Genomic DNA, 23,669 nt, shown 5'->3' on the forward strand with positions numbered 1-23,669 from the left:
TGTTTGCCAATGTCGATACCGAGAAGCGTCATCGTATTCATGAGAGATCCTCCGCCGAAAACGAGAAAAGCCCTGCAAGCGTAAACCTGCAGGGCTTCTCGGTCAGGCTGACCATCTCATTAAACCCGGCTGCTGAGGCCGGGCTTTCGGTGAGTGTTGATCCAGAGCGATTCTTCATGCAGCGCGGTACTTGATCAAGCGGTCAGAGCCGCCTTCGGCTACACGACGTTCCAGCAGACGATCCGAGCCGCCTTCGGCTACGCGACGTTCCAGCAGACGATCCGAGCCGCCTTCGGCCACACGACGTTCCAGCAGGCGATCCGAGCCGCCTTCGGCTACACGACGTTCCAGCAGACGATCCGAGCCGCCTTCGGCCACACGACGTTCCAGCAGACGGTCCGAGCCGCCTTCGGCTACACGACGTTCCAGCAGACGGTCCGAGCCGCCTTCGGCTACACGACGTTCCAGCAGACGATCCGAGCCGCCTTCGGCTACACGACGTTCCAGCAGACGGTCCGAGCCGCCTTCGGCTACACGACTTTCAATCAGACGATCCGAGCCGCCTTCAGCGACGACGGGCTGCGCGGAAGTGGCGGCGAAAGCGTTAGCTGCAAAAACCGAGAATGCAATGCTGAGAAGGACTTGGCGTTTCATGAGAGTCTGCTCCGGGGTGTTATTGGTTGGTATGGATGCGATGTTACGCCCCAGGATTTTTATGAGAACTTCATTGAATTGATGGTGACTATCGACGCCAGCGATGGAGCAAACGTATGCTTCCAGGCTGCATGATCCAAATGGCGACAGGGACCTGGTCGCCACTGAGTGGCAGTTGTTGAAACGCAAGGTGTGGTCGCACAGGGCAAACGCGCAGCCTTTGTTTCCCTTGTCCCCGACCCTGGGGCTATCCTTGAGTACTCACCCTGCGCAGTCGAGACGGACCTCCCTTTCATGTCAACCCAGCCCCTTTGGAAAACCTACCTGCTGTTCCTCGCGCCCATGGTGCTGTCCAATTTCCTGCAGTCCATGTCGGGCACCATCAACAGTATCTACATTGGCCAGATGCTCGGCACCCAAGCCCTTGCTGCGGTCTCAGGGATGTTCCCGATCGTGTTCTTTTTCATTGCGCTGGTAATCGGCCTCGGCGCAGGGGCCGGGGTGCTGATCGGTCAGGCCTGGGGGGCGCGCGAGGCGCACATGGTCAAGGCCATTGCCGGTACGACGTTACTGCTGGGGGCGATGATTGGCCTGACGGCTGCAGTGCTGGGCAGTATATTTGCGCGGACGGCGCTGCAAGGGCTGGGCACGCCGCCCGACGTACTGGACGACGCCGTTGCCTATGCCCACGTGATGATGTGGATCATGCCGTCGTTGCTGGTGTACGTGCTGTTTACCCAATTGCTGCGCGGTGTCAGCGATACGATGTCGCCTCTGGTGGCATTGCTGGTATCCACCTGCATTGGCCTGGCGCTGACGCCGGCATTGATTCGAGGCTGGCTGGGGTTGCCGCCAATGGGGATTCAGAGCGCAGCGTATGCCGGACTGGCGGGTAACCTGGCGGCAATGGGGTGGCTGGCGTGGCGATTGATCGCCAGGCGCCACCCGTTGGCACCCGACCGGGAGATGTTCGCGGCGATGCGCCTGGACCGGGTGATCCTCGGCAAAGTGCTGCGCATCGGCTTGCCCACGGGCTTGCAGATGGTGGTGCTGTCGTTGTCGGAACTGGTGATCCTGGCGCTGGTGAACCAGCACGGCTCCCAGGCGACGGCGGCATATGGTGCGGTGACGCAGATCGTCAATTACGTGCAGTTTCCGGCGCTGTCGATCGCCATCACCGCCTCGATTCTCGGCGCCCAGGCGATCGGCGCCGGGCGCCTGGAACGCATGGGGCCGATCCTGCGCACAGGGCTGTGGATCAACGTAGGCCTGACCGGTGGCCTGGTATTGCTGGGTTACCTGTTGTCGCACTGGTTGCTGGGACTGTTCCTCACGGACGACTCGACCCAGGCGATGGCCGAACACCTGCTGCACATCATGCTCTGGAGCCTGTTGATCTTTGGTTTCCAGGCGATCATCGGCGGCATCATGCGCGCCAGCGGCACGGTGCTGGTGCCGATGGCGATCTCGATCGTCTGCGTGCTGCTGGTGCAATTGCCCGTGGCCTATGCACTGGATACGCAGTTTGGTTTGCAAGGGGTGTGGATGGCGTTTCCGGTGGCGTACCTGGCCATGCTGGCGCTGCAGACGGCGTATTACCGATTCGTCTGGCTGCACCGCCGGATCGAGCGGCTGGTTTAGAAATACATGACGCGGTGATGTGCGTTCGGCGGTAGTCGCGTTAGTGAATGGCAGGGCGTCATCGCTGGCAAGCCAGGCTCCCACAGGGGCCAAGGCGTTCGCGGGGTTGGGCTCGGCACCGATCTGTGGGAGCCCGGCTTGCCGGCGATGGCGATCTCGCGGGCGTCATCGCTGGCAAGCCAGGCTTGGGCAACAGTGGAACAACGCGCGTTTCTTTGCTTTAGTCCATCTACCGCATTCGGCCTTGCAATCGGCAAACCTGGCCCCGACCGGAGAATCACATGACCCGCCGATTCCCGTGTTCCATCGCGTTGGCGATGACTTTTATCATGGGGGCGGTGCTTTGCACTCAAGCCGCCGAATACACCCGCGTGAACCCTGCGGCGAGCAAAATCAGCTTCACCTTCAACCAGATGGGCTCCGAGGTCTACGGAACGTTCGGCAGGTTCGAAGCCAGCTTCGAGTTTGACACCGCCAACCCCACGGCAGCCCGCACCCGACTGGTCATCGACATGGCGAGCATCGACGCCGGCAGCAGCGACGCCAACCTCGAACTGCAGAAACCCGCCTGGTTCAACACCCCGGAATTTCCCCAGGGCGTGTTCGAATCGACCCGGGTCACGGACCTGGGCAACAACCGCTATGCCGTGATCGGCAATCTTACAATCAGGGGCCTGACCCGAGAGGTGCAAGTCCAGGTAGAGTTGAAACCGGAAAGTGGCATCGGCCTGTTCAATGGCGAGTTCGTTCTGGACCGCGACCTGTTCCGGATCGGCGAAGGGGAGTGGGCTGACACCGTCGTTTCCAAGGACATCGACATCAAGTTTCGGGTCGTGGCGCCCGAACACTGAGAGCCTGCCCGGGATCTGGCTGATGACGGCAACCATGCTGGCGCATTGCTGGTAACGCTGCGCAGGGTGCGCCTGGTCAGGTCCTGTACCGCAACGCCTCCAACAGCAAAGCAAACGCCGGGGATGCCTGGCGTCGGCTCGGGTAGTAGAGGTGGAACCCGGCAAACCAGGGGCTCCAGTCTTCCAGCACGTGTACCAGTCGCCCGGCTGCAACGTGCGGCGCTATCAGGTCTTCGGGAATGTAGCTCAGGCCAAATCCGTCCAGCGCGGCGTCCAGCAACTGGTACACCCCATTGAACGTGACCTGGCCCGATACGCGTACGTTGAGGCTTTCGTGATCCTTTTTGAATTCCCAGGCATACAGGCCGCCATGGGTGGGCAGGCGCAGGTTGTTGCATTGGTGGCCGGTGAGATCGCGCGGTGTCTGCGGAACCTCGCGGTTGGCAAAGTAGGCTGGCGAGCCCACTACCGCCATGCGCATGTCCGGCCCGATTCGGGTGGCGATCATGCCCTGGGCGACATCTTCGCCCAGGCGCACGCCGGCATCAAAACCCTGGGCGGCGATGTCGACGAAGCCATAGTCGCAGCAGACTTCCACCGAAATGTCCGGGTACTTTGCCAGGAAGGGCTTGAGCACCGGCCACAGAATGCAGGCCAGGGCATGGTCCATGGCGTTGATGCGGATATTGCCCGCCGGTGTGTCGCGCAGGTCACTCAGCGCCGCCAGTTCAATCTCTATCTCCTCGAAACGCGGGCCGACCTTTTCCAGCAGGCGCTGGCCGGCCTCGGTGGGCGAGACGCTGCGTGTCGTGCGGGTCAGCAAACGCAGGCCCAGGCGCGCTTCCAGGCCGCGAATGGTGTGGCTCAGCGCCGATTGGGAAACGCCCAGCCTGCCGGCCGCCTTGGTAAAGCTGCGCTCCCTGGCCACTGCCAGGAAGGCGAGCAGATCATTCGCATTTTCCCGCAACATTCATGAGTCCCTCTCATAGGTCTTACCTGATTCTAGCGACTAATCATTGGAGTGCGCAGCCGGTAGATTGAGGATGAATTTAATCGTCTATCGAGGACAGCCATGAAGCACCTTGCAGCCACCGCGCTCTCGCTCTCGCTACTGACCTTTGATTCCCAGGCTCAGGAGGCTCCCGTGCTGACAGTTACCCCTAACGGTTCCCAACCTTCGGCCAAAGGTCCGGCCGATTTTTTCACCGGCACCGTGCGCGTCGATGCGCCGTTCAAGGGCACCGCACCGGCGGCCGTCAGTGGCGCCACCGTGACCTTCGAACCCGGTGCACGCACGGCCTGGCACACTCATCCGCTGGGGCAGACGTTGATTGTCACTGCGGGTAGCGGCTGGGTACAGGAGGCCGGCAAACCGGCGCAATCGATCAAGCCCGGTGACACGGTGTGGATTCCTCCCCATGTGAAGCATTGGCATGGGGCGACGGCAAAAACGGCCATGACGCACATTGCCATTGCTGAAGTGCAGGATGGCAAGGTGGTGGAGTGGATGGAGCAGGTGAGCGGGCAAGAGTATCCGCAGTAGCGGGAGCAGGATTTGATGATCCTGTGGGAGAAACCTCCCACAGGGAAGCCGTCAGATCATGGGCGGTAACTGGTCGAGGATTTTGTCCAGGGTGATGGGGTATTCGCGCACTCGTGCCCCGGTTGCGTTGTAGATCGCGTTCGCCACCGCAGCACTGACCCCGCACAGCCCCAACTCGCCGACACCCTTGGCTTTCATGGGGGAGGACATCGGGTCCATTTCATCGAGGAAAATCACCTCCTGATGCGGGATGTCGGCATGTACCGGTACCTCGTAGCCGGCCAGGTCGTGGTTAACGAAAAACCCCACGCGCTTGTCCACCGCCAGCTCTTCCATCAATGCCGCGCCGACCCCCATGGTCATCGCGCCGATCACCTGGCTGCGCGCCGATGTCGGGTTGAGGATGCGTCCCGCCGCGCACACGGCGAGCATGCGCCGCACGCGGGTTTCCCCGGTGGCGCTGTCCACTGCGACCTCGACAAAGTGTGCACCGAAGGTCGATTGCTGGTACTGCTTGCTCAGCCCGGCAAACTCTATCGAATCCTCGGCGACGATTTCACTGGCTTGGGCGGCGCTGCCCAGTGGCACGCTTCTGCCGGCGAAGCGCACTTCGCCCTCGGCAAAGACCGCTTCATCCGGGTTCATGTCCAGGCGCTGCGCGACCGCTTCGCGCAGTTTCACGCACGCGGCGTAGACCCCGGCGGTGGAGCAGTTGGCACCGAACTGGCCACCTGAACCGGCAGACACCGGAAAACTTGAGTCGCCCAGCAGCACCACCACTTTGTCCAGCGGCACGCCCATCATCTCTGCGGCTGTCTGGCCAATGATCGTGTAGCTGCCGGTGCCGATGTCGGTCATGTCGGTTTCCACCGTCACCACACCCTGGTCATTCAGGCGCACCCGTGCCCCGGACTTCACCAGGTTGTTATTGCGAAACGCCACACCTACGCCCATGCCGATCAGCCAGCGCCCCTCACGCTGTGTGCCGGGTTGTGCATGGCGTTTGCTCCAGCCGAACTTCGCCGCACCCGTACGCAGGCATTCAATCAGTTGGCGGGTCGAGTAGGGGCGCTTGGGATTGGTCGGATCGACCTGGGTGTCGTTGCGCACACGAAATTCCACCGGGTCGAGCTTGAGTTTCTCGGCCATCTCGTCCATGGCGATTTCCAACGCCATCAGGCCGGGCGTTTCGCCAGGCGCGCGCATGGCATTGCCTTCGGGCAGGTCAAGGGTCGACAGGCGCATGCTCACCAGGCGATTTTCGCCCGCGTACAGCAGTTTGCTCGGCTGCGCGGCGCGCTCGACCTTGCCACCGGGCAAGTCGCCGGACCAGCCTTCGTGGCCCATGGCGGTGATCTTGCCGTCGGCGGTGGCGCCAATGCGGATGCGCTGGATGGTCGCCGGGCGGTGCGTGGAATTGTTGAACATCATTGGCCGCGCCAACGCCACTTTTACCGGCCGGCCAGACAGGCGCGCACCCAATGCTGCAAGCACTGCGTCGGCGCGGATGAACAGTTTGCCGCCGAATCCGCCGCCGATGTAGGGCGATATCAGCCGCACCTTTTCCTTGGGCACCCCGAGGGTGGTGGCCAGGTCGGTGACGGACCAGTCGATCATCTGGTTGGAAGTCCACAGCGTCAGCTGATCGCCCTGCCATGAGGCCATTGACGCAAACGGCTCCATCATCGCGTGGGCCTGATCCGGCGTGGTGTAGGTCTGGTCCAGCTGTACCGGTGCGGCGGCGAAGGCTGCGGCGAAATCACCGTGGCTGACGTCAGCCATCTGGTCCTTGGCCTCTACCGCCGACTCGCGGCTGCGGGCGAGATCGAAGGCGCCCTCAGTGGGCACATAGTGCACCTTGACCCGCTCGGCGGCAGCCCGCGCCTGTTCGAAGGTTTCTGCCACGACCAGGGCGATCGCCTGGTGGTAGTGCTGGATATCTGGCCCGGCGAGCAGCTTGGCAGTGTTGTACTTGCCCTGGCCCAGCTTGCCGGCATTTTCTGCGGTGACGATGGCGATCACCCCGGGCGCGGCTTGCGCGTCCGTCAGATCCATCGAGGCAATGCGGCCTTTGGCGATGCCCGAGCCAACGGCCACCCCGTAGGCCTGATTCGGCACGGCGGTATGGTGTTCGTAGGCATAGGGTGCAAGACCGGTGGTCTTGAGGGGGCCTTCGATCCGGGGAGTAGGCTTGCCAACCACTTTCATCTGGTCGATGGGGTTGGTTGTGGCGGGGGTGTCGAATTTCATGCTTGGGCCCTCGCTTGCGCCATCACCGAGGCGAGCGTGCGCTCGACCAGTGTCAGCTTGAACGCGTTGTCATGCGTCGGTGTGGCGCCTGCGAGCAGCTTTGCACTAACGGCTGCGGCGCCTTGGTTCATTGATGCCTCGGCCGCTTCGACACGCCAGGGTTTATGCGCCACGCCGCCGAGGGAGACGCGGCCGGAGCCGTCCGGCTGGATTACCACGGCCACCGAGACCAGGGCAAAGGCATAGGAGGCCCGGTCGCGCACCTTCTGGTAAATGTGCGTTCCGCCCAGCGGCGCCGGCAGGGTCACGGCGGTGATCAGTTCGTGGGCGGCGAGGGCGGTTTCGATGTTTGGCGTGTTGCCCGGCAGACGATGGAAGTCCGCAATCGGAATGACCCGCGTGCTGCCGTCGGGGCGCACGGTTTCGACCTGTGCATCGAGGGCGCGCATGGCCACTGCCATGTCGCTGGGGTGTGTGGCAATACAGGCGTCGCTGACGCCGATGACACCCAGCAGGCGACTGAAGCCGCCGATGGCCGCGCAACCGCTGCCGGGCTGGCGCTTATTGCACGCTTGATGAGTGTCGTAGAAGTACGGGCAGCGAGTACGTTGCAGCAGGTTGCCGGCCGTGGTCGCCATGTTGCGCAACTGGCCGGAGGCCCCGGCGAGCAGGGCGCGGGACAGCAAGCCATAGTCCTGGCGGATCCGCGAATCGGCAGCCAGGTCGGTGTTGCGCACCAGTGCGCCGATTCTCAGGCCGCCTTCGGCGGTGGCTTCGATGCGGTCCAGGGCCAGGCCGTTGACGTCGATCAGGTGGGTTGGGGTTTCGATGTCCAGTTTCATCAGGTCCAGCAGGTTGGTGCCGCCGGCAATGAACCTGGAGCCGTCTACCTGGGCGGCCAGCGCGGCAGCTTCGGCAGGGGACTTGGCGCGTAGATAGGTAAAGGGCCTCATGCGCTGGCCTGCGCGACTTCGCTGATAGCGTCGATGATGTTGGAGTACGCGCCGCAGCGGCAGATATTGCCGCTCATGCGCTCCTGGAATTCACTGGCGATCAGCTGGGGCGCGGCGGTAAGACTCGCGCTGACGTGGCTGGGAATGCCGTCGCGGATTTCTCCGAGCACCGCCACCGCCGAACAGATCTGCCCGGGTGTGCAGTAACCGCATTGGTAGCCGTCATGCTTGATGAACGCGGCCTGCATCGGGTGCAGTTGGTCCGGCGTGCCAAGACCCTCGATGGTGGTAATGTTCGAACCCTCGTGCATCACCGCCAGGGTCAGGCACGAATTGACGCGCCGCCCATCGGCAAGCACCGTGCACGCGCCGCACTGGCCGTGGTCGCAGCCTTTTTTGGTGCCGGTGAGCAAAAGGTGTTCGCGCAATGCATCGAGCAAAGTGGTGCGCGTATCGAGGTCAAGGTTGCGTAACTGGCCGTTGACCGTCAGCGACACCGCCGCCTGGATCGGTCGCGCCGCATTGGCGGCGCTGGCCTGGGCACTGATGAAAGGGGGCAACGCCAATGCCGTGGCCGAGACAGCGCCAACAATCAGGAATTTTCGTCGGGATATCGAAAGCGGGTCACGGTCGTCCATTGGTTCGATTCCTGTCATTGATTCGGCGTGGCCGATGATCGTCTGAAAGACTGACCGCCATAGTGGCAGAATGTTTTTGCGTATATCGGCTATAGACTTATGCGTGGGGCTCATGAATTCGCCGCTTCGTCCTTCGGCGGTCACCCGATGCGCATTCTGCGCGTTATCATTACTGCTTCGAGCACCAGCCAGACCCAGAGCCGCACATGCCCCAGATCACCCATTTCAAAGCCCCATGCCCAGAGCATCTGACCAGTCAGATTCTGCAGTTGGTCGTCGACAACCTCACTGACATCAGCATGGTCGCGATCCCGCCGAGCAACCTGCTTTACAACGTTTATCAATATGCGATCGGCTATGAAGTGCATCTGTATCTGGAGGCGTTGAACGGCACCAAGGGGGTTGCCGTGGAGTTGCTGGTGGCCACTGATGAGGACGACCCGGAGCAGGTCGCTGGTTTCCTGTTATACCTGCCGATCCAGGACGATCCCGATGCCTGTGGCGTCGCGTACATGGCGGTGCAGGCGAATCATCGGCGGCAGGGGATCGCCCGGCGGATGTTGCGCGAGATGGTGGGGCGTTATCCCCACGCCGAACTGACGTGCGCCGTGGCCAAGGTGCCCTGGTTCGAATCGATGAGTTTCCAGGTCGTGGGCGTGCGCGGCACCCAGGTGCTCATGAACACCCGTGACCACAGCAGCGACGGGCTCATGGGATTATTGGACGTAGGGCCCATCTACAGCTCGCTGGAGGTTCGGCAGATTCATACTTACCTGCTGCAAAAGCATGGCAAGCGGGCGATGGTCGATGCCGAAAAACAGCGCGATCGGCACCTGGATCAGCTCACCCACAAAGCCCACGAGTTCGTTCGCGGGCGGGGTAATGGCGCTATTTAGCCGCGGGCAGCTTGAGGTGCGCGCACAGGCCGCCGCCTTCTCGATTGCTCAGGGTCAAGGACCCGCCCAGCGCCAGCGCCAGCTGCTGGGCGATCGCCAGGCCCAGGCCCGTCCCGCCGGTGCTGCGGTTACGCGAGTTTTCCACTCGATAGAAGGGCTCCAGCACTTGGGCCAGTTCTTCCTCGGCGATACCGGGGCCGCGATCCATCACCTTGATCGACAGGCTGCCATCGGCCTGTGTCGCGACGTGCAGCTGCGCGGCGCCGGCGAACTTGAGGGCGTTGTCGGTCAGGTTGACCACTACCCGGCGCAGCGCATGGGGCCGGGTGTCGATCACCGCGTCGGTCTTGCCTTCCAGGGACACGTCCTTGCCCATGTCCTGATAGTCGAACACCAGGCTGTCGAGGAACGAATCGAGGTGGGTCCGGCAGACTTCCTCGGTGGCGCCGTGCACGCTGCGTGCATAGGCCACGCCCTCGCGCACCAGGTGCTCGATCTCGCCGAGGTCGCTCCACAGCTTGTCCTTCTCGCTGGAGTCGTCCATGAATTCGGCGCGCAGTTTCATCCGGGTGATGGGGGTTTGCAGGTCATGGGAAATCGCCGCCAGCAGTTGCATGCGTTCTTTGAGGTACGCCGCAATTCGCGCCTGCATCGCGTTGAACGCCTTGGCCGCATGGGCGACTTCGGTAGGACCTTTCTCGTCCAGGTGCACCGGTCGCGCATTGGGGTCGAGGGTTTCTACGGCTTGGGCGAGGCGGGTGAGGGGGCGGATGGCGATCCTCACGGCCAGCCAGGTGCACAGGATCAACAGCGCCAGTTGCCCCAGCAGCACCGCAGGCAGCCACGGCGACAAGGGCGCCATTGCCGGACGGACGTCGATGGTCACCGGACTGCCATCGGCCAGTTTCAGGTGCACCTGGAAATGCTTTCGCTCCCCCGGAATGTCGGTGTAGGTCATCGGGTAGTCCTTGCCGATGGCTTCCTTGATCGAGGTCATCGCCATCGGCGAATCAGTCATGGGCACCCCGGCAGTTCCTTCGTTGAGCAGGTAGCCGTAGTTGGGCCGATTCAGCTGTTGCAGCCAGCTGGCCCGCTCATTGGCAGGCAGGCGGTCGAGGATCGCGATTGAGGTCGACACGTCGGTTTCCAGATTGCCGAGCATGGTGTTTTTCGCGCTTTCGTAGCGCTCGTAATACTGCACGCCGAAGGACAGCGCCTGCGCCAGGATCAGCCCGACCAGGAAAATCAGTGAAAGACGCGAGGCGAGGGTGCGTGGCCAGCGCAGCGAGAAATTCATGAGGGTGCCCCGATGACTTCCACCGCCAGGGAGAATACGTAGCCCTCGCTGCGCACGGTCTTGATGTACGCCGGCTCCCGGGCATCGTCCAGCAGGCGCTGGCGCAAACGGCTGACCAGCAGATCGATGGAACGGTCGAACAGGTCGGCGTCGCGGCCCTGGGTCAGGTTCAGCAGCTGGTCGCGGTTGAGCACGCGCTGCGGATGGTCGAGGAACACCCGCAGCAAACGGTACTCGGCGCCACTGAGCGCAACCATGGTGCCGTCTTCGTCCAGCAGGTGCCTGGCCGAGGTGTCCAGGCGCCAGCGCCCGAAGGCCAGCAGGCGCCCGCTTTCGGTAACCACCAGGTTCGGCGGCAGCATTCGTGTGCGGCGCAGCACGGCGCTGATGCGCGCGAGCAGTTCCCGGGCGGCGAAGGGTTTGACCAGGTAATCATCGGCGCCCATTTCCAGGCCAATGATACGGTCGGTCTCGTCACTTCGGGCGGTGAGCATCAATACCGGGGTGGCCTTGTGTTTGCCGGCGCGAAGTTCGCGGCACAGCAGCAGGCCATCGTCCCCCGGCATCATGATGTCCAGGACGATGAGGTCCACTGGCGTGGATTCGAGAAAGGCGCGCATTTGTCGGCCGTCGGCGACCACCGTGGTGCGCAGCCCGTTCTTTTTCAGGTAATTGCCGACCAGCTCGCGAATCTCGCGGTCATCGTCAACGATGAGAATGTGATCAACGTGTTCCATGGGGCCGGGCCTCTGTAAACGGGGGATGTCGCGCAGTCTATCGAGCCTTCGCGCGCGTGACTCCTGCCCTTTGTATTGCAGTGTATCTGGCCTTAAGGCGGACACACGCAGACTCAAAAACCGTGTTTTTTCCGGGTTTTGTATCGCTGTGTATCGGGAGGCGGTTCTGATACGTAGCGATTAACCCGCGCCTGTTTCCGACACAGAGGGGATACCTGGCGGGCTTCTAATGAGCTCCATCGAGGCAACCCAAACCGCCTCGGCTCAATACCACGATTGACCCATTGAAGCCTTGAGGAAACCGCCATGAACACCAAAGCCGTCTACGCCGCCTGCCTGTTTGCCGCGCTGAATATCTGCACCTTGTCGGCCCGTGCCGAAGCCACGGTCAAGCCTGAAACCTACACCTACGGCACGCATCTGGACATCAGGAAAGTCATTTCGATGAAACAGGACGCCACGCCGACTTGCGGAATTATCAACGCCCAGCTGACCTACCTCGATTCCCAGGGCGACACCAAGGTCCTGGACTACCGCAAATTTGCTGACGGCTGCAACGACGACAACTGAGTCGCCTGATTGCCTATTACTGATTTTACGAGGATCCGCATCATGAAAAACCTGACCCGTTATCTGACCGCAGTGGCTTTTTCCGTAGCCGGCGCGGCTGCCCATGCCAATGCTGCGGTGGAGCAGAGTAGCTGCGCCGGTAGCACCTGTTTTCAACTGACCCCTGTGGAGCACAAGGGTGCAAGCCCGCTGCTGGCCGAAGATGGCTCCAGCCGCACGCCGCAGGGGCAGTTGCTGGAAACCCAGACGGCCTGAACCCAAACACCAATCCCCAATCCCCAATCCCCTGTAGGAGCGAGCTTGCTCGCGATGGTCTAGTGGACACCGTGGGGTGCCAGGCGCCCCGCGTATTCGTTAAAGACCATCGCGAGCAAGCTCGCTCCTACAGGGGGCATGAGCCGCTCATTATTCAGGTGATCCCATGTTAATCATCGCTTTCCTGGGCGGTATTCTCACCGTCCTCAGCCCGTGCATCCTCCCGGTCGTGCCGTTCCTGTTCGCCGGCGTTGACCGCAGCCGCACCTCGATCCTGCTGACCCTCGGCGGCATGGTCCTGACCTTCGCCCTGATCTCAAGCCTGGCGGTGGTCAGCAGCGAGTGGGTGGTACAGGCCAGTAACACCGGCCGCCACGTGGCATTGGTGGTGATGGCACTGTTTGCGCTGTCGCTGATTTCCGCACGCATCGGCGGTTGGCTGGCGCGGCCTTTCGTGCTGCTGGGCAATCGCCTCGATCCCGACACGCGCAAAATGTCCGGCCCCGCAGGCTCGATCATGATCGGCGTGGCCACCGGCCTGCTCTGGGCACCCTGTGCCGGGCCGATTCTCGGGGTGATCCTCACTGGCGCCATGCTGCAAGGCGCGAATGCCGGCACCAGCCTGCTGCTGGTGGCTTATGGGCTGGGCAGCGCGCTGTCGCTGGGTACCCTGATTTTCGCTGGTCGTGGCCTGGTAAACCGTCTCAAAGCATCGATACCGGTCACCGGCTGGTTGCGTCGCGGTGCTGGCGTGGCAGTGCTGGCCGCTGCAGCAGTGATCTCCACCGGTGCCGACAAGACACTGCTGGCTGGCACGTCGTCCGAAGGCATCAGCAGCGTTGAGAAGGGGGTTCTGGAAACCGTGCCAAAAGTGCTGGATTACTTCGTCAGCAAGGTCAAGGCCGATACCATGGACAACGCCCAGGGCGCCATGCCATCGCTGGCCGGTGCGGTCCAATGGCTCAACTCGCCGGAACTCAGCGGCGAATCGCTGAAAGGCAAGGTGGTGCTGGTGGATTTCTGGACCTTCGACTGCATCAACTGCCAGCGCACCTTGCCGTACGTGAAAGACTGGGCGAAGAAATATGAGAAAGATGGCCTGGTGGTGATCGGCGTGCATACGCCTGAGTACGGTTTTGAACGCATCATCGATAACGTCCGGGATCAGGTGAAGAAGCTCGGCATCACCTACCCGGTGGCCATCGACAACAACTACGCGATCTGGCGCAATTTCGACAACCAGTACTGGCCCGCGCATTACCTGGTCGATGCCAAGGGGCAGGTACGCTACACCCATTTTGGCGAAGGCGCCTACGACGCGCAGGAGCAGATGATTCAGCAACTGCTGGAGGAGGCCAAGGCGCCCGGAGCCTGATCGGGGCCATTGCCTGACAAGCTGAACCCTGTAGGAGCTGCCGAAGGCTGCGATCTTTTGATCTTTGGCAATTGTGATCCCGCAGAAAATCAAAAGATCGCAGCCTTCGGCAGCTCCTACAGGGTGGGTCTCCGGCGGGCAATAGTTCAGATCTCACAGCCGCTGCTGCACAGTCCCTGCCTGGCAGCGGCGCCAGGCCGCAGGCGGTGAGCCGAACTCGCGCCGGAATGCGCGGCTGAAGGCGGTGTCCGTCTGATACCCGACTTCCTCGGCAATGCGCGTCAGTGAACTGTTGCTGCGGCTCAGCAGATTGGCCGCCAGCAGCATTCGCCATTGCGTCAGGTATTGCATCGGCGAGCTGCCGACCAATTGCTGGAAACGCTCGGCCAGCACCGACCTTGAGGTGCCGGCGGTGCGGGCCAGCTCCTCCAGGGTCCAGGCGTTCGCAGGGCTTTTGTGCAGGGCGTTCAGGGCGGCGCCGACAATCCGGTCGCCAACTCCCGCCAGCCACCCCGTGCGGCCCTCACCGTGTTCGTTCATGTACAAGCGCAGCACTTCGATGAACAGCACTTCGGCCAGTTTCGCCAGCACGCCTTCGCCTCCGGGCCTGGGGGAGCGGGCTTCGGTCAGCGCGTAACGCACCGAGGACTCAAGCCATAGCCCGGCGTCCGAGCCGCGAACATTGACCCGCACGATGGCGGGCAAGCCGGTCAAGAGCATGCCCGCCAGCCGCGTATCACACGCCAGATAACCGCACACCAGGCGTGTGACGACGCCGCCTCCGCCATAGCTCAGTTGCCGTGGACGACGCGCCAGCACTGCGTCCAGGCGCGCTCCTGTAGCAGGGGGCAGGCCCGGGCTCGAGCACATGCGATGGGCATCGCCCTGGGGAAATACCACCACATCGCCCGCGGTCAGCAGCAACGGCGGATCGTCACCGAGTTCGACGTAGCACTCGCCTTCGGTAATCAGATGAAAGATGACCACCCGTTCGGCACCGGGTTCCAGAAAGGGCGCGGCCGAGTCGGCGCTCGGGGATTGGTAGCACCAGGGGGCGGTAAACCTGGCATTGATAAAAATCGCGCCGATCAGGCGGACGACGCGCAGGGTCTGGGACAGGGCGTCCATGGGGATTTACCCGTGCAGGCGGGGGCCCTTCAAGTGTGGCCCGATCGCAAGGCAATGGAAAAACTCCGGACGATCGGACAGGCCTGGCCGACGATCGGACAGGACGCCGCCCTGCCGCGGGGCGATAGTTTGCCTGCAGGGCACAAGACCCTGTCCCCATAACAAGAATGAGAGGTTGTCATGCCTAAGTTCGTCATTGAACGGGAGATAGCAGGTGCAGGAGCACTGTCGGAGCGGGATTTGAAAGCAGCGGCGCAAAAGTCCTGCCGGACCTTGCGCGATTTGCCCCAGGTGCAGTGGCAGGAAAGCTACGTCACCGGTGACAAACTCTATTGCGTGTATATCGCACCGGATGAACAGCAGATCCAGGAACACGCCCGGCTGAGCGGTTTTCCGGCTAACCGGATTTCCCAGGTCATGCACGTCATCGATCCCACCACGGCTGAGTAAGCTGGCTGCGTTCCTACCCGCAATGGAGCGGAATTCATGAGTACACCCATTGATCTCACTGCCTTGAAGAACCGTCAGATGGCCGCCTGGGCCAGTGGCGACTATGCCGTGATCGGCACCACCTTGCAGATCGTCGGCGAGCAGTTGGCCGAGGCCTGCGACCTGCTGTGCGATGAGCGCGTGCTGGACGTGGCTGCCGGAAACGGCAATGCCACGCTCGCGGCCGCACGGCGCGGTTGCCTCGTCACTTCCACCGACTATGTGGCCGCATTGCTGGAACGCGGCGAGGACCGCTCGCGGGCAGAGCGCCTGCAAGTCACCTTTCAGGTCGCCGATGCCGAAGCATTGCCCTTTGAAGATGCGAGTTTTGATGCGGTGCTGTCGACCTTCGGTGTGATGTTCACCCCCGATCAATCGAAAGCCGCTGCAGAGCTGGCCCGGGTGTGTCGCCCCGGAGGTCGTATCGGCCTGGCCAACTGGACGCCCGAAGGCTTCGTCGGCCAGGTGTTCAAGACCTTGGGCAAGCACATGCCGCCGCCGCCGGGGGCGCAACCGCCTTCGCAGTGGGGCACCGAGGCCTGGCTGCATACGCACTTCGACGAGCGCAATTTCCTGGTCCAGGTCAGCCGCCGGACCTTCAACTTCCGCTATCGCTCGGCGGCCCATTTCATTGACACGTTTCGCAGCTGGTACGGTCCGGTGCACAAGGCATTCGCCGCGCTCCCTCCCGATGGCGCCACGGCGCTGGAAGCAGACCTGACCGAGTTGCTGAACCGGATGAACAGGGCGGGCGAGAAATCTCTGGTGGTGCCGAGCGAGTACCTGGAGGTGGTCATCACCCGGCGCTGAACCCCGGGCAGCAGCTGCCCCAGGCAGCGATTCTTTGATCTTGAGGTAAAAAAGTCAGGATCAAGAGATCGCAGCCTGCGGCAGCTCCTAGGTAGCGTGATCATTTGAAAGTTTATTTGTGCCGCGATCCATCAAACCACTCCAGCGCCGTGCGCCAGATGCAAATGCCCAGGAAGTAAGCCGACATCAGCAACCACAGCCCCATCACCAGCGGGTTGATCACCGGATGGTTGACCACCAGTGACAAGCTGCACAACAACCAGATGGCCGTCACGGCAATGTTGATCGGCATGAATTTACGCACGCGAAACGGGTGCAGGAATTTCATGCGGGTGACGGTCAGCAGCGCCAGGGCGATCACCGTAAGAAAGGTGATCCATGGCGAAGGCGCGATAATATACAGGCACAGCGCCACCACGTTCCACGCTGCGGGAAAGCCTTGGAAGTAGTTGTCCTTGCTCTTCATATTGACGTTGCAAAAACAGAACAGCGAGGACACCAGGATCAGCGATACCGTCAGCAGCAGCGTGTACTCCGGCAGCGGAATGTAGCGATAGATGAACAGCGCCGGGATGAATACATAGGTCAGGTAGTCAATGACCAGGTCGAGGATCGAACCATCGAAGCTGGGCAGCACCGACTGCACGTTGACCTTGCGCGCCAATGCGCCATCCAGGCCATCGACGATCAGCGCGACGCCGAGCCACAGCAGGCAACTGGTCGGCTGGTTATCCAGCAGGGCGAGGGTCGCGAGGAAGGCGGTGACCACGCCGGTGGCGGTAAAACCATGGGCGCCCCATGCTTTGAGCCTGGCGATGTGTAGGGTCGATATCACGGGGGCGTTCTCCAAAAAGTGAAGCAAGCCAGTCATCACCCTCGAGAGTGAGGGCGGCGGCAAACCGGTTCGGGTTGCAGGTATCGACCGAAAATCCGCGAATAAGGTTCACCGTCAGTAAATCTTAGCTGCGTCGCGGGAAAATACATCGGCTAAATCCACGCCGCTGTTGCCCTGATGTCGGCAGCCAGACGGTGGTGGCAGATTGGCCCGCAAGGACTATCGTTTCCTGACCGAAATACATCCCTTGATAAGGACGACGTCATGAACACCAGCGATCTGCTCGAACAACTGCTCCGTGGCCAAGCCTCGCAGCAAACGGGTGCCGCTTCCCCCAAGGGCGGCATCGGCGGTGATCTTGGCGGGTTGCTGGGTGGCCTGTTGGGTGGCGGTCGCGCCGGTTCCAGCTTGGGCGGCAGTGGCTTGGGCGGTTTGCTCGGTGGCCTGCTTGGCGGTGGTTCGTCCCTGGGCGGCGCGAACCAGAACCGATCCGGACGCAGTGGTGCCATGAATTACGCGGCTCTGGCCTCGCTCGGCATGATGGCCTTCCAGGCTTATCAGGCCTGGCAGCGCAATCAGGCGTCATCTGCCCCGCAGCAAGCGCCACAGACCGTGAACCTGCTGGCCGGACCGGAAGTCGAGGAACACAGCCACGCTATCTTGCGCGCGCTGATCGCAGCGGCCAAGGCCGATGGCCGGATCGACCCTGCCGAGCACGAGATGATCAGTACAGAAATCGGCCGTCACACCGACGACCCGCAACTGCAACTATGGCTGGACAACGAAGTATCCCGGCCTCTGGATGCTGCCGACGTGGCACAGTCGGCCACGGACCCTGGCATTGCTGCCGAAATGTACCTGGCCAGCGTGATGCTGGTGGACGACCAGCAGGATGCCGAGCGCGCGTATCTCGACGAACTGGCAGCCGCATTGAGCATAGATCCACAGCTGCAAGTGCATCTGGAACAGCAGGCCAAGGGCACTGCATAAGCCATCACGCAAACCCGAATGAGCAGGGTTTGCTGGCGATCACGAAGGCAGCGGTCTATCTGGCCGGCCCCATCGCGAGCAAGCTCGCTCCTACAGGGGGCTTGTTTACTCCAGGCCCTGGCCGTCTGTCCGGCCATTTTTAACCTCGATTGAATTTTCTCCCAGGCTCATCGCTCTGCTGCAGTAGAGACGTGTTGATTCAGCGTCCTGCCACTGGCCATAGACCGAGAGATGCGCCCATGACTGCCCTGACAAGACTTGAATCCCGGCCTGCCCACGCAGAGTCGATCCCGGCCGCCGGTAGCCTGAAAAATACCTATGCCCAACTGCTGCTCAACGTCGATGACGCGCAGCGCAAATCCCTGGCGCGGACGTTCCTGGTCGAGCAACTTCAACAGGCCCAAGACCTGCCTGAGGAGATGCCCCGGGACCTGTCTGGCTTGCCAGGGTTTGTGGAACAGCACTGCGCGCAGGTAGCGCGCCAGTACGCCGATTATCTGCAACAACGCAAGGATGGCGGCCCACGTCAGTTTTTCAGCAACAAGGCCCATGCGCTGTTCTTCCTGCAGGCTGTCGGGCCGACCAAACTGGTGGACGGCGCGTGGTTATATGGCTTGCTGAGCCACTGGCGTGACCCGCGGTTCGACGGGCTGATCTGCACCTACCTGGAAGAATTGGGCGACGGCAATCCGGCGCAGAATCACGTAGTGATCTATCGCAAGCTCCTGGCCGAACATGGCCTGGATGACGCCTGCGCGCTGCCCGACGAGCGATACCTGCAAGGCGCGATTCAGCTGGCGCTGGGCGAGTGCAGCGATGACTTCATGCCTGAAGTCATCGGCTACAACCTCGGTTATGAACAACTGCCGTTGCACCTGCTGATCAGCGCCTATGAACTGAGCGAACTGGGCATCGATCCCTACTATTTCACGCTCCATGTCACCATCGATAACGCCAGCACCGGCCACGCGCAAAAAGCCGTGCAGTCGGTGCTGCAGCTGATGCCGCTGGAAGGCGACCGCGAAGAGTTCCTGAGTCGGGTTGCTGCTGGCTATCGACTGAACGATCTGGGGCAGGGCAGTCGCGCGATTATTGAGTCGTTCGACCTTGAGCAAGAGCTGCTGGGCATGCTCGAACGCAAGCGTCCGTTCGGCCAGCACATGCATTCGGACTATTGCCGTTTCGAGGGCAAGACGGTCAATCAGTGGTTGTCTTCTCCCGAGCAATTGCCCGGTTTCCTCAGTGCCATGGAAAACAAGGGCTGGATCAAGCGTCACCAGGATCCGCAGGGCAGCCGGTTCTGGCAGATGATTGTGGGCGATGGTGCGGCGATGTTCGGTGTGTTCAGCCCTTATGAGAAACAATTGCTGCATGACTGGATCGCTGGAGACTGGGCGCCCGAGCGGGCCAGGCCGGCACATCGGCGTGTAGTCAGTGCCGCCCGGGTTCCCGAGCTGCCGATCAGTGACCCGGACGTGCAGACGCTGCAAGCTTCCCTCGCGGGGCTGGATCCCCATGCACAGATGTCCGTGTTGATCCCGTGGCTGTCAGCTCATCGTCACTCGCACCCGGCGGGATTGCTCGCCACGCGGCGCTACATCGAACTCAAATCCAGCCTGCGCTAGGGAGCTGCACATGAATCAGGAAGAACGACTGGACGCCGACGAACTGGCTCTATTACAGCTGGGAAGACGCCTGCAGGCGGACGGCTATCGTTTTGTCACGCCCACTCCGCTGACCCACCAGCGGGTACTCGACCGCGACGCCACACGCCCGGCAAAAAACCTGCGAGACGTCTACGGCTGGTCGCGGACATTTGAGTCCGGGCTGCTGCCTGCCGATGAACAGCGCCAACTGCAGCAGGCTGGGGTCCTGCAGGACAGCCACGGGCGGCTGAAAAGTCGCGTGCGCTGGTCGAGCCTCGACGATTTGCTCTTTGCGCACTCGGGCTTTCCCACTGAAGCGGCTGATTCGGTATTTTTTGGGCCGGACAGTTATCGCTTTGCGCAGCTGATTCACAGCCACCTGCAGCAGAGCTTTGCGCCGATTCGCCGTGCCGTGGATATTGGTTGCGGCGCTGGCGTCGGTGCAATCGTGATTGCCCGGGCGCGCCGTGAAGCGCAAGTGCTGGCGGTCGATATCAACCCGGCAGCATTGCGCCTGACCACGGTCAATGCCGCCCTGGCCGAGGTGGCCAATATCACAGTGGAGACCAGCGACGTGCTGCAGGACGTCGACGGCCAGTTTGACCTCATAGTCGCCAATCCGCCGTACATGGCCGACCCCGGTGAGCGCGCCTACCGCCATGGCGGTGGTGAGTTCGGCGAGCAGTTGTCGGTGCGCATCGTCGAACAGGCACTCAATCGCCTGGCAGCCGGGGGCTCGCTGGTACTGTACACGGGGGTGGCCATGGTCGAGGGGCGGGATCCATTCCTTGAGGCCTTGTCACCGCGCCTGGCCTCGCCACTGTTCGCCTGGACTTACCGCGAGATCGATCCCGATGTGTTTGGCGAGGAACTCTTGACTCCGGGTTATCAGCGGGTCGAGCGGATCGCAGTGGTAGCGTTGATCGTCACGCGCATCGGCCCCGGCATCGGGGGCAGCGTTGCAACGGCATCAGGGGAGTGAGCCATGACCCGGAACCTCGACGATTACAACCGCATGCGCGACTTTTCCGCGACTTCCGAGCCGGCGGCGAAACGACCAGGTAAGCAAAAGGCCAAAGACCACGCCTTGCAGTTCTGCATCCAGAAGCATGACGCTTCGCGCCTGCACTATGATTTCCGCCTGGAGCTCGACGGAGCCCTGAAGAGCTGGGCGGTTCCCAAGGGGCCGTCCCTGGATCCCAAGGTCAAGCGCCTGGCGGTGCATGTCGAGGATCACCCGATCGATTACGCGACCTTCGAGGGCAGTATTCCCGAGGGGCATTACGGGGCCGGTGATGTGATCGTCTGGGATCGCGGGGTGTGGATACCCCAGGAGGATCCGGCCCAAGCCTACGCCAAGGGCAAGCTCAAGTTCGAACTGCAGGGCGAGAAGCTCAGCGGGCTGTGGAACCTGGTGCGCACGCACATGCCGGGTAAACAGGAGCAGTGGTTCCTGATCAAGCATCAGGACAGCGCGGCCAAGCCCGAGAGCGATTACGACGTGGTCGTCGCCGCGCCCGACAGCGTGCTCAGCGACCGCACCATCCTGCCGAAAAAGGCCAAGACCGCCGCCAAACCCAAGCCCGTCAAAAAGCCCGCATCCAAGGTCGCCCCTGAAGGCCAGTCGGCCAAGCTGACCGGCGCTCACAAGGCCAAGCTCCCGGAGCTGATCAAGCCGGAACTGGCAACCTTGGTCGAAAAAGCCCCGGATGGCGAATGGAGCTATGAGATCAAGTTCGACGGCTATCGAATCATGGCGCGTATCGACCATGGCCAGGTCAAGCTCTTCACTCGCAACGGCCATGACTGGACACACAAACTGCCGGCGCAAGCCAAGGCGCTGACCGACCTCGACCTCGAGTCGGCCTGGCTCGACGGTGAGATGGTGGTAGCCAACGAGCAGGGAGTTCCAGATTTCCAGGCCCTGCAAAATGCCTTCGAAGAGGGCAGCAGTGGCAACATCCTTTACTACCTTTTCGACATGCCATACCTCAACGGCGTCGACCTGCGTGAAGTGCCGGTGGAAGAACGTCGGGTGGCACTGGCGACGGTCCTCAGAACTCACGAAGATCCCTTGCTGCGGTTTTCCGACTCATTCGGCGAAGCGCCGGATGCCCTGCTCACCAGCGCTTGCCAGATGCAGATGGAAGGCCTGATCGGCAAGCGCCTGGGCTCGCCTTATGTGTCGCGGCGCAGTGGTGACTGGATCAAGCTCAAGTGCAAGCATCGGCAGGAATTCGTGGTGGTGGGTTACACCGATCCAAAGGGCTCGCGCAGTGCCTTCGGCGCTTTGTTGTTGGGCTTGCATGATCGCGACAGCGGCAAATTGCGCTATGCCGGCAAGGTGGGCACCGGGTTCAACGAAACGACACTGAAGAGCATCTACGCGCAGCTGCTGCCGTTGAAGGCGAAGAAAGCCTCGGTGGCTAACCCGCCCTCGGGGTTCGATGCCAAGGGTGTGCACTGGCTCAAGCCGGTATTGCTGGCGGAAATCGCCTTTGCCGAAATGACCAAGGACGGCTCTGTGCGCCACGCGGTGTTCCATGGCTTGCGTGACGACAAGCCGGCCAAAGACATCACTGAGGAGCGCCCAGCCGTGGTGAAAAAAAGCGCTGCATCGGCGCCTGCTGCCGAGAAATCTGCTACCAGGAAACCTTCAGCCAAAAAGCCTGCCGGCAAAAAAGCCGCCGCAGAACAAGCCAGCCCGGCACCATCCCAGGCGGGGCTTGCTGCAGGCAAGGTACGTATTACGCATCCGGACCGGGTGATCGATGCCAGCAGTGGCACCACCAAGATGCAACTGGCTGAGTATTACGCCCGAGTCGCCGAATTCATCCTGCCCGAACTGAAGGATCGCCCGGTCGCCCTGGTGCGTGCTCCGGATGGCATCGCCGGCGAGCTGTTCTTCCAGAAAAACGCCGAGCGCCTCGCGATCCCGGGCATCACTACCCTCGACAAGGACCTTACCGGGCAGCCGGTGATGATGATCAACAACGCCGAAGCGCTGATCGGTGCCGTGCAGATGAGCACGGTGGAACTGCATACCTGGAATGCCGCGTCCGACAAGCTGGACAAGCCTGACCGATTCATCCTCGACCTCGACCCCGACCCGGCGCTGCCTTGGAAAAGCATGGTCGAGGCGACTCAGCTGACCCTGTCGGTGCTGGATGAACTAGGGCTTAAGGCTTTCCTCAAGACCAGTGGTGGCAAAGGTATTCATGTGGTGGTGCCGCTGACCCGCAAACTTGGCTGGGATGAGGTGAAAGAATTCAGTCACGCGATTGTCAGCCACATGGCGAAACTGCTGCCCGAACGCTTTTCTGCGGTCTCCGGACCGAAAAACCGCGTCGGTCGGATATTCATCGACTACCTGCGCAACGGCCTCGGCGCCACGACGATCTGCGCCTATGCGGTGCGCACCCGTGAAGGGCTGCCGGTGTCGGTGCCGATTTTCAGGGAGGAGGTAGAGGAGCTGAAGGGCGGTAATCAATGGAATGTGCACAACGTGCATGAACGCCTTGCCGAGGTCGGCCATGAGCCCTGGGCAGACCTGAAAAAAACCCGCCAGACCATCACCGCCGATATGCGCCGTCGTGTTGGAATGAAAAAATAGGCCCCACAAGGGGTTAATTGCGGGCTTCAGAGTTTGCTGGAATTGCCCTTGATCTGCGTTTCAGGCATCTCTGAGCAGGTCATTGGCATTGAGCAATTCATAAGCCACTTCAGGATGCTTCTCCAACCCGCGCCGAATGGCCGCCGGGATCGATGCACGGGTCTTGCGGCACAAGCCGGGCAGTTCGGCGATCGAAATGGCGATGCCGCGCATGGTCCGGACTTCGTTGAAGCCTGGCGCAATGTCAACGCGGATACCCAGTTGTTCGTGCATGCGCCGTTGCAAGCGCTCCAGGTCACCAAGGCTCTGCAGGTTCTCCAGACGCTCGAGCAGACGTTTTTCTTCCGCCCGGGTCAGCAGCAGGATGCGTACGTCTGCGCCCGGGGTTTCCAGCAGCGGATCGCGCCCGCAATCGCAGGCGCCGGGAGGGCAGGGTTGGCGGAACGCGGGCATGTTGGTCATGGTGGTCAATCATAGCAGCCCAATCGGCTGCCGAAA

General features: G+C 61.9%; 24 protein-coding genes. 14 read left to right on the plus strand and 10 right to left on the minus strand.

Going from position 1 to position 23,669, the window contains the following annotated elements; all coding sequences use genetic code 11:
* On the plus strand, positions 1-194 hold a 194-nt coding region (locus EQV97_RS00005; protein ID WP_240888046.1), incomplete at its 5' end, for a hypothetical protein.
* Here EQV97_RS00005 and EQV97_RS00010 read toward each other — a convergent pair.
* The gene (locus EQV97_RS00010; RefSeq protein WP_240888047.1) at positions 175-654 is read right to left on the minus strand and encodes a phage infection protein; all 480 of its coding nucleotides are present in this window, start codon (positions 652-654) and stop codon (positions 175-177) included. The two genes, EQV97_RS00005 and EQV97_RS00010, sit on opposite strands and share 20 nt — an antisense overlap.
* 294 nt (positions 655-948) lie before the next feature.
* Here EQV97_RS00010 and EQV97_RS00015 point away from each other — a divergent pair, with 294 nt between their 5' ends.
* Both EQV97_RS00015 and EQV97_RS00020 read left to right on the plus strand, forming a co-directional pair.
* On the plus strand, positions 949-2,295 hold the full coding sequence (locus EQV97_RS00015; RefSeq protein ID WP_122838474.1) for an MATE family efflux transporter: 1,347 nt from the start codon (positions 949-951) through the stop codon (positions 2,293-2,295).
* Positions 2,296-2,576: 281 nt separating this feature from the next.
* Positions 2,577-3,146: a YceI family protein gene (locus tag EQV97_RS00020; RefSeq protein WP_240888048.1), complete on the plus strand. Its 570-nt coding sequence runs from the start codon at positions 2,577-2,579 to the stop codon at positions 3,144-3,146.
* A gap of 76 nt (positions 3,147-3,222) precedes the next feature.
* On the opposite strand, the gene EQV97_RS00025 is transcribed toward EQV97_RS00020, so the two are convergent.
* Positions 3,223-4,116 (minus strand): LysR family transcriptional regulator, encoded by an 894-nt coding sequence (locus EQV97_RS00025; protein WP_201147225.1) that lies wholly within the window; start codon positions 4,114-4,116, stop codon positions 3,223-3,225.
* A 102-nt stretch (positions 4,117-4,218) separates the two neighbouring features.
* Between EQV97_RS00025 and EQV97_RS00030 the strand changes: the two genes are divergently transcribed.
* Positions 4,219-4,689, plus strand: coding sequence for a cupin domain-containing protein (locus tag EQV97_RS00030; protein ID WP_240888049.1), 471 nt, complete (start codon positions 4,219-4,221; stop codon positions 4,687-4,689).
* 51 nt (positions 4,690-4,740) lie between these two features.
* Here the strand turns inward: EQV97_RS00030 and paoC are convergent, their stop codons facing one another.
* Genes paoC through paoA form a run of 3 tightly spaced genes read right to left on the minus strand, consistent with a single transcriptional unit; the run spans position 4,741 to position 8,530 of the window.
* Positions 4,741-6,939 (minus strand): aldehyde oxidoreductase molybdenum-binding subunit PaoC, encoded by a 2,199-nt coding sequence (gene paoC / locus EQV97_RS00035; RefSeq protein ID WP_240888050.1) that lies wholly within the window; start codon positions 6,937-6,939, stop codon positions 4,741-4,743.
* A complete protein-coding gene (locus EQV97_RS00040) occupies positions 6,936-7,892 on the minus strand; it encodes a xanthine dehydrogenase family protein subunit M (protein WP_240888051.1) in 957 nt (318 codons plus the stop codon). The genes paoC and EQV97_RS00040 overlap by 4 nt, the downstream gene beginning before the upstream one ends.
* A complete protein-coding gene (paoA, locus tag EQV97_RS00045; RefSeq protein ID WP_240888052.1) occupies positions 7,889-8,530 on the minus strand; it encodes an aldehyde dehydrogenase iron-sulfur subunit PaoA in 642 nt (213 codons plus the stop codon). Before paoA ends, EQV97_RS00040 begins: the two co-directional genes overlap by 4 nt.
* Positions 8,531-8,736: 206 nt before the next feature.
* On the opposite strand from paoA, the gene EQV97_RS00050 reads away from it, so the two are divergent.
* Positions 8,737-9,426: a GNAT family N-acetyltransferase gene (locus EQV97_RS00050; RefSeq protein ID WP_240888053.1), complete on the plus strand. Its 690-nt coding sequence runs from the start codon at positions 8,737-8,739 to the stop codon at positions 9,424-9,426.
* Here EQV97_RS00050 and EQV97_RS00055 read toward each other — a convergent pair.
* Both EQV97_RS00055 and EQV97_RS00060 read right to left on the minus strand, forming a co-directional pair.
* On the minus strand, positions 9,419-10,723 hold the full coding sequence (locus EQV97_RS00055) for a HAMP domain-containing sensor histidine kinase (RefSeq protein ID WP_122838482.1): 1,305 nt from the start codon (positions 10,721-10,723) through the stop codon (positions 9,419-9,421). The genes EQV97_RS00050 and EQV97_RS00055 overlap by 8 nt on opposite strands.
* A complete protein-coding gene (locus EQV97_RS00060; RefSeq protein WP_045059010.1) occupies positions 10,720-11,460 on the minus strand; it encodes a response regulator in 741 nt (246 codons plus the stop codon). The genes EQV97_RS00055 and EQV97_RS00060 overlap by 4 nt, the downstream gene beginning before the upstream one ends.
* A gap of 306 nt (positions 11,461-11,766) precedes the next feature.
* Here EQV97_RS00060 and EQV97_RS00065 point away from each other — a divergent pair, with 306 nt between their 5' ends.
* From EQV97_RS00065 to EQV97_RS00075, 3 genes are all read left to right on the plus strand, one after another.
* Positions 11,767-12,030 (plus strand): DUF2790 domain-containing protein, encoded by a 264-nt coding sequence (locus EQV97_RS00065; RefSeq protein ID WP_122838483.1) that lies wholly within the window; start codon positions 11,767-11,769, stop codon positions 12,028-12,030.
* A gap of 42 nt (positions 12,031-12,072) precedes the next feature.
* A complete protein-coding gene (locus tag EQV97_RS00070) occupies positions 12,073-12,285 on the plus strand; it encodes a hypothetical protein (protein ID WP_240888054.1) in 213 nt (70 codons plus the stop codon).
* 166 nt (positions 12,286-12,451) lie between these two features.
* On the plus strand, positions 12,452-13,660 hold the full coding sequence (locus EQV97_RS00075; RefSeq protein ID WP_240888055.1) for a cytochrome c biogenesis protein DipZ: 1,209 nt from the start codon (positions 12,452-12,454) through the stop codon (positions 13,658-13,660).
* Positions 13,661-13,813: 153 nt separating this feature from the next.
* Here the strand turns inward: EQV97_RS00075 and EQV97_RS00080 are convergent, their stop codons facing one another.
* Positions 13,814-14,788 carry an AraC family transcriptional regulator gene (locus EQV97_RS00080; RefSeq protein ID WP_122838487.1) on the minus strand — a complete coding sequence of 325 codons (975 nt, stop codon included), beginning with the start codon at positions 14,786-14,788 and terminating at the stop codon, positions 13,814-13,816.
* Positions 14,789-14,968: 180 nt separating this feature from the next.
* Between EQV97_RS00080 and EQV97_RS00085 the strand changes: the two genes are divergently transcribed.
* Entirely contained in the window at positions 14,969-15,238 is a 270-nt protein-coding gene (locus EQV97_RS00085; protein WP_122838488.1) for a DUF4242 domain-containing protein, read from the plus strand.
* A gap of 36 nt (positions 15,239-15,274) precedes the next feature.
* Positions 15,275-16,087, plus strand: coding sequence for a class I SAM-dependent methyltransferase (locus EQV97_RS00090; protein ID WP_122838489.1), 813 nt, complete (start codon positions 15,275-15,277; stop codon positions 16,085-16,087).
* 112 nt (positions 16,088-16,199) lie between these two features.
* On the opposite strand, the gene pcsA is transcribed toward EQV97_RS00090, so the two are convergent.
* A complete protein-coding gene (gene pcsA, locus EQV97_RS00095) occupies positions 16,200-16,922 on the minus strand; it encodes a phosphatidylcholine synthase (RefSeq protein WP_122838642.1) in 723 nt (240 codons plus the stop codon).
* Positions 16,923-17,186: 264 nt separating this feature from the next.
* Between pcsA and EQV97_RS00100 the strand changes: the two genes are divergently transcribed.
* The 4 genes from EQV97_RS00100 to ligD all read left to right on the plus strand — a co-directional run bounded on the left by EQV97_RS00100 (position 17,187) and on the right by ligD (position 23,171).
* Positions 17,187-17,912: a tellurite resistance TerB family protein gene (locus tag EQV97_RS00100; protein ID WP_122838490.1), complete on the plus strand. Its 726-nt coding sequence runs from the start codon at positions 17,187-17,189 to the stop codon at positions 17,910-17,912.
* Positions 17,913-18,151: 239 nt separating this feature from the next.
* Complete coding sequence (locus EQV97_RS00105) at positions 18,152-19,537, plus strand: iron-containing redox enzyme family protein (protein ID WP_240888056.1); 1,386 nt, start codon at positions 18,152-18,154, stop codon at positions 19,535-19,537.
* A gap of 10 nt (positions 19,538-19,547) precedes the next feature.
* Positions 19,548-20,540, plus strand: coding sequence for a class I SAM-dependent methyltransferase (locus tag EQV97_RS00110; protein ID WP_240888057.1), 993 nt, complete (start codon positions 19,548-19,550; stop codon positions 20,538-20,540).
* A 3-nt stretch (positions 20,541-20,543) separates the two neighbouring features.
* Positions 20,544-23,171, plus strand: coding sequence for a DNA ligase D (ligD, locus tag EQV97_RS00115; protein WP_240888058.1), 2,628 nt, complete (start codon positions 20,544-20,546; stop codon positions 23,169-23,171).
* Between the two features lie 60 nt (positions 23,172-23,231).
* On the opposite strand, the gene EQV97_RS00120 is transcribed toward ligD, so the two are convergent.
* The gene (locus EQV97_RS00120; protein ID WP_122838643.1) at positions 23,232-23,624 is read right to left on the minus strand and encodes a hypothetical protein; all 393 of its coding nucleotides are present in this window, start codon (positions 23,622-23,624) and stop codon (positions 23,232-23,234) included.
* Positions 23,625-23,669 lie beyond the last annotated feature (45 nt).

The organism is Pseudomonas sp. TMW22090, from assembly GCF_022496665.1.
GTDB classification, from domain to species: domain Bacteria; phylum Pseudomonadota; class Gammaproteobacteria; order Pseudomonadales; family Pseudomonadaceae; genus Aquipseudomonas; species Aquipseudomonas gregormendelii.

Coding starts and splice junctions, on each gene's coding strand:
- EQV97_RS00100 (WP_122838490.1), top strand. CDS start 17,187: ATGAACACCAGCGATCTGCTCGAACAACTGCTCCGTGGCCAAGCCTCG.
- EQV97_RS00085 (WP_122838488.1), top strand. CDS start 14,969: ATGCCTAAGTTCGTCATTGAACGGGAGATAGCAGGTGCAGGAGCACTG.
- EQV97_RS00080 (WP_122838487.1), bottom strand. CDS start 14,788: ATGGACGCCCTGTCCCAGACCCTGCGCGTCGTCCGCCTGATCGGCGCG.
- EQV97_RS00075 (WP_240888055.1), top strand. CDS start 12,452: ATGTTAATCATCGCTTTCCTGGGCGGTATTCTCACCGTCCTCAGCCCG.
- EQV97_RS00030 (WP_240888049.1), top strand. CDS start 4,219: ATGAAGCACCTTGCAGCCACCGCGCTCTCGCTCTCGCTACTGACCTTT.
- EQV97_RS00090 (WP_122838489.1), top strand. CDS start 15,275: ATGAGTACACCCATTGATCTCACTGCCTTGAAGAACCGTCAGATGGCC.
- EQV97_RS00020 (WP_240888048.1), top strand. CDS start 2,577: ATGACCCGCCGATTCCCGTGTTCCATCGCGTTGGCGATGACTTTTATC.
- EQV97_RS00055 (WP_122838482.1), bottom strand. CDS start 10,723: ATGAATTTCTCGCTGCGCTGGCCACGCACCCTCGCCTCGCGTCTTTCA.
- EQV97_RS00110 (WP_240888057.1), top strand. CDS start 19,548: ATGAATCAGGAAGAACGACTGGACGCCGACGAACTGGCTCTATTACAG.
- EQV97_RS00010 (WP_240888047.1), bottom strand. CDS start 654: ATGAAACGCCAAGTCCTTCTCAGCATTGCATTCTCGGTTTTTGCAGCT.
- EQV97_RS00120 (WP_122838643.1), bottom strand. CDS start 23,624: ATGCCCGCGTTCCGCCAACCCTGCCCTCCCGGCGCCTGCGATTGCGGG.
- EQV97_RS00065 (WP_122838483.1), top strand. CDS start 11,767: ATGAACACCAAAGCCGTCTACGCCGCCTGCCTGTTTGCCGCGCTGAAT.
- EQV97_RS00060 (WP_045059010.1), bottom strand. CDS start 11,460: ATGGAACACGTTGATCACATTCTCATCGTTGACGATGACCGCGAGATT.
- EQV97_RS00040 (WP_240888051.1), bottom strand. CDS start 7,892: ATGAGGCCCTTTACCTATCTACGCGCCAAGTCCCCTGCCGAAGCTGCC.
- EQV97_RS00105 (WP_240888056.1), top strand. CDS start 18,152: ATGACTGCCCTGACAAGACTTGAATCCCGGCCTGCCCACGCAGAGTCG.
- EQV97_RS00015 (WP_122838474.1), top strand. CDS start 949: ATGTCAACCCAGCCCCTTTGGAAAACCTACCTGCTGTTCCTCGCGCCC.
- ligD (WP_240888058.1), top strand. CDS start 20,544: ATGACCCGGAACCTCGACGATTACAACCGCATGCGCGACTTTTCCGCG.
- paoC (WP_240888050.1), bottom strand. CDS start 6,939: ATGAAATTCGACACCCCCGCCACAACCAACCCCATCGACCAGATGAAA.
- EQV97_RS00070 (WP_240888054.1), top strand. CDS start 12,073: ATGAAAAACCTGACCCGTTATCTGACCGCAGTGGCTTTTTCCGTAGCC.
- paoA (WP_240888052.1), bottom strand. CDS start 8,530: ATGGACGACCGTGACCCGCTTTCGATATCCCGACGAAAATTCCTGATT.
- EQV97_RS00050 (WP_240888053.1), top strand. CDS start 8,737: ATGCCCCAGATCACCCATTTCAAAGCCCCATGCCCAGAGCATCTGACC.
- EQV97_RS00025 (WP_201147225.1), bottom strand. CDS start 4,116: ATGTTGCGGGAAAATGCGAATGATCTGCTCGCCTTCCTGGCAGTGGCC.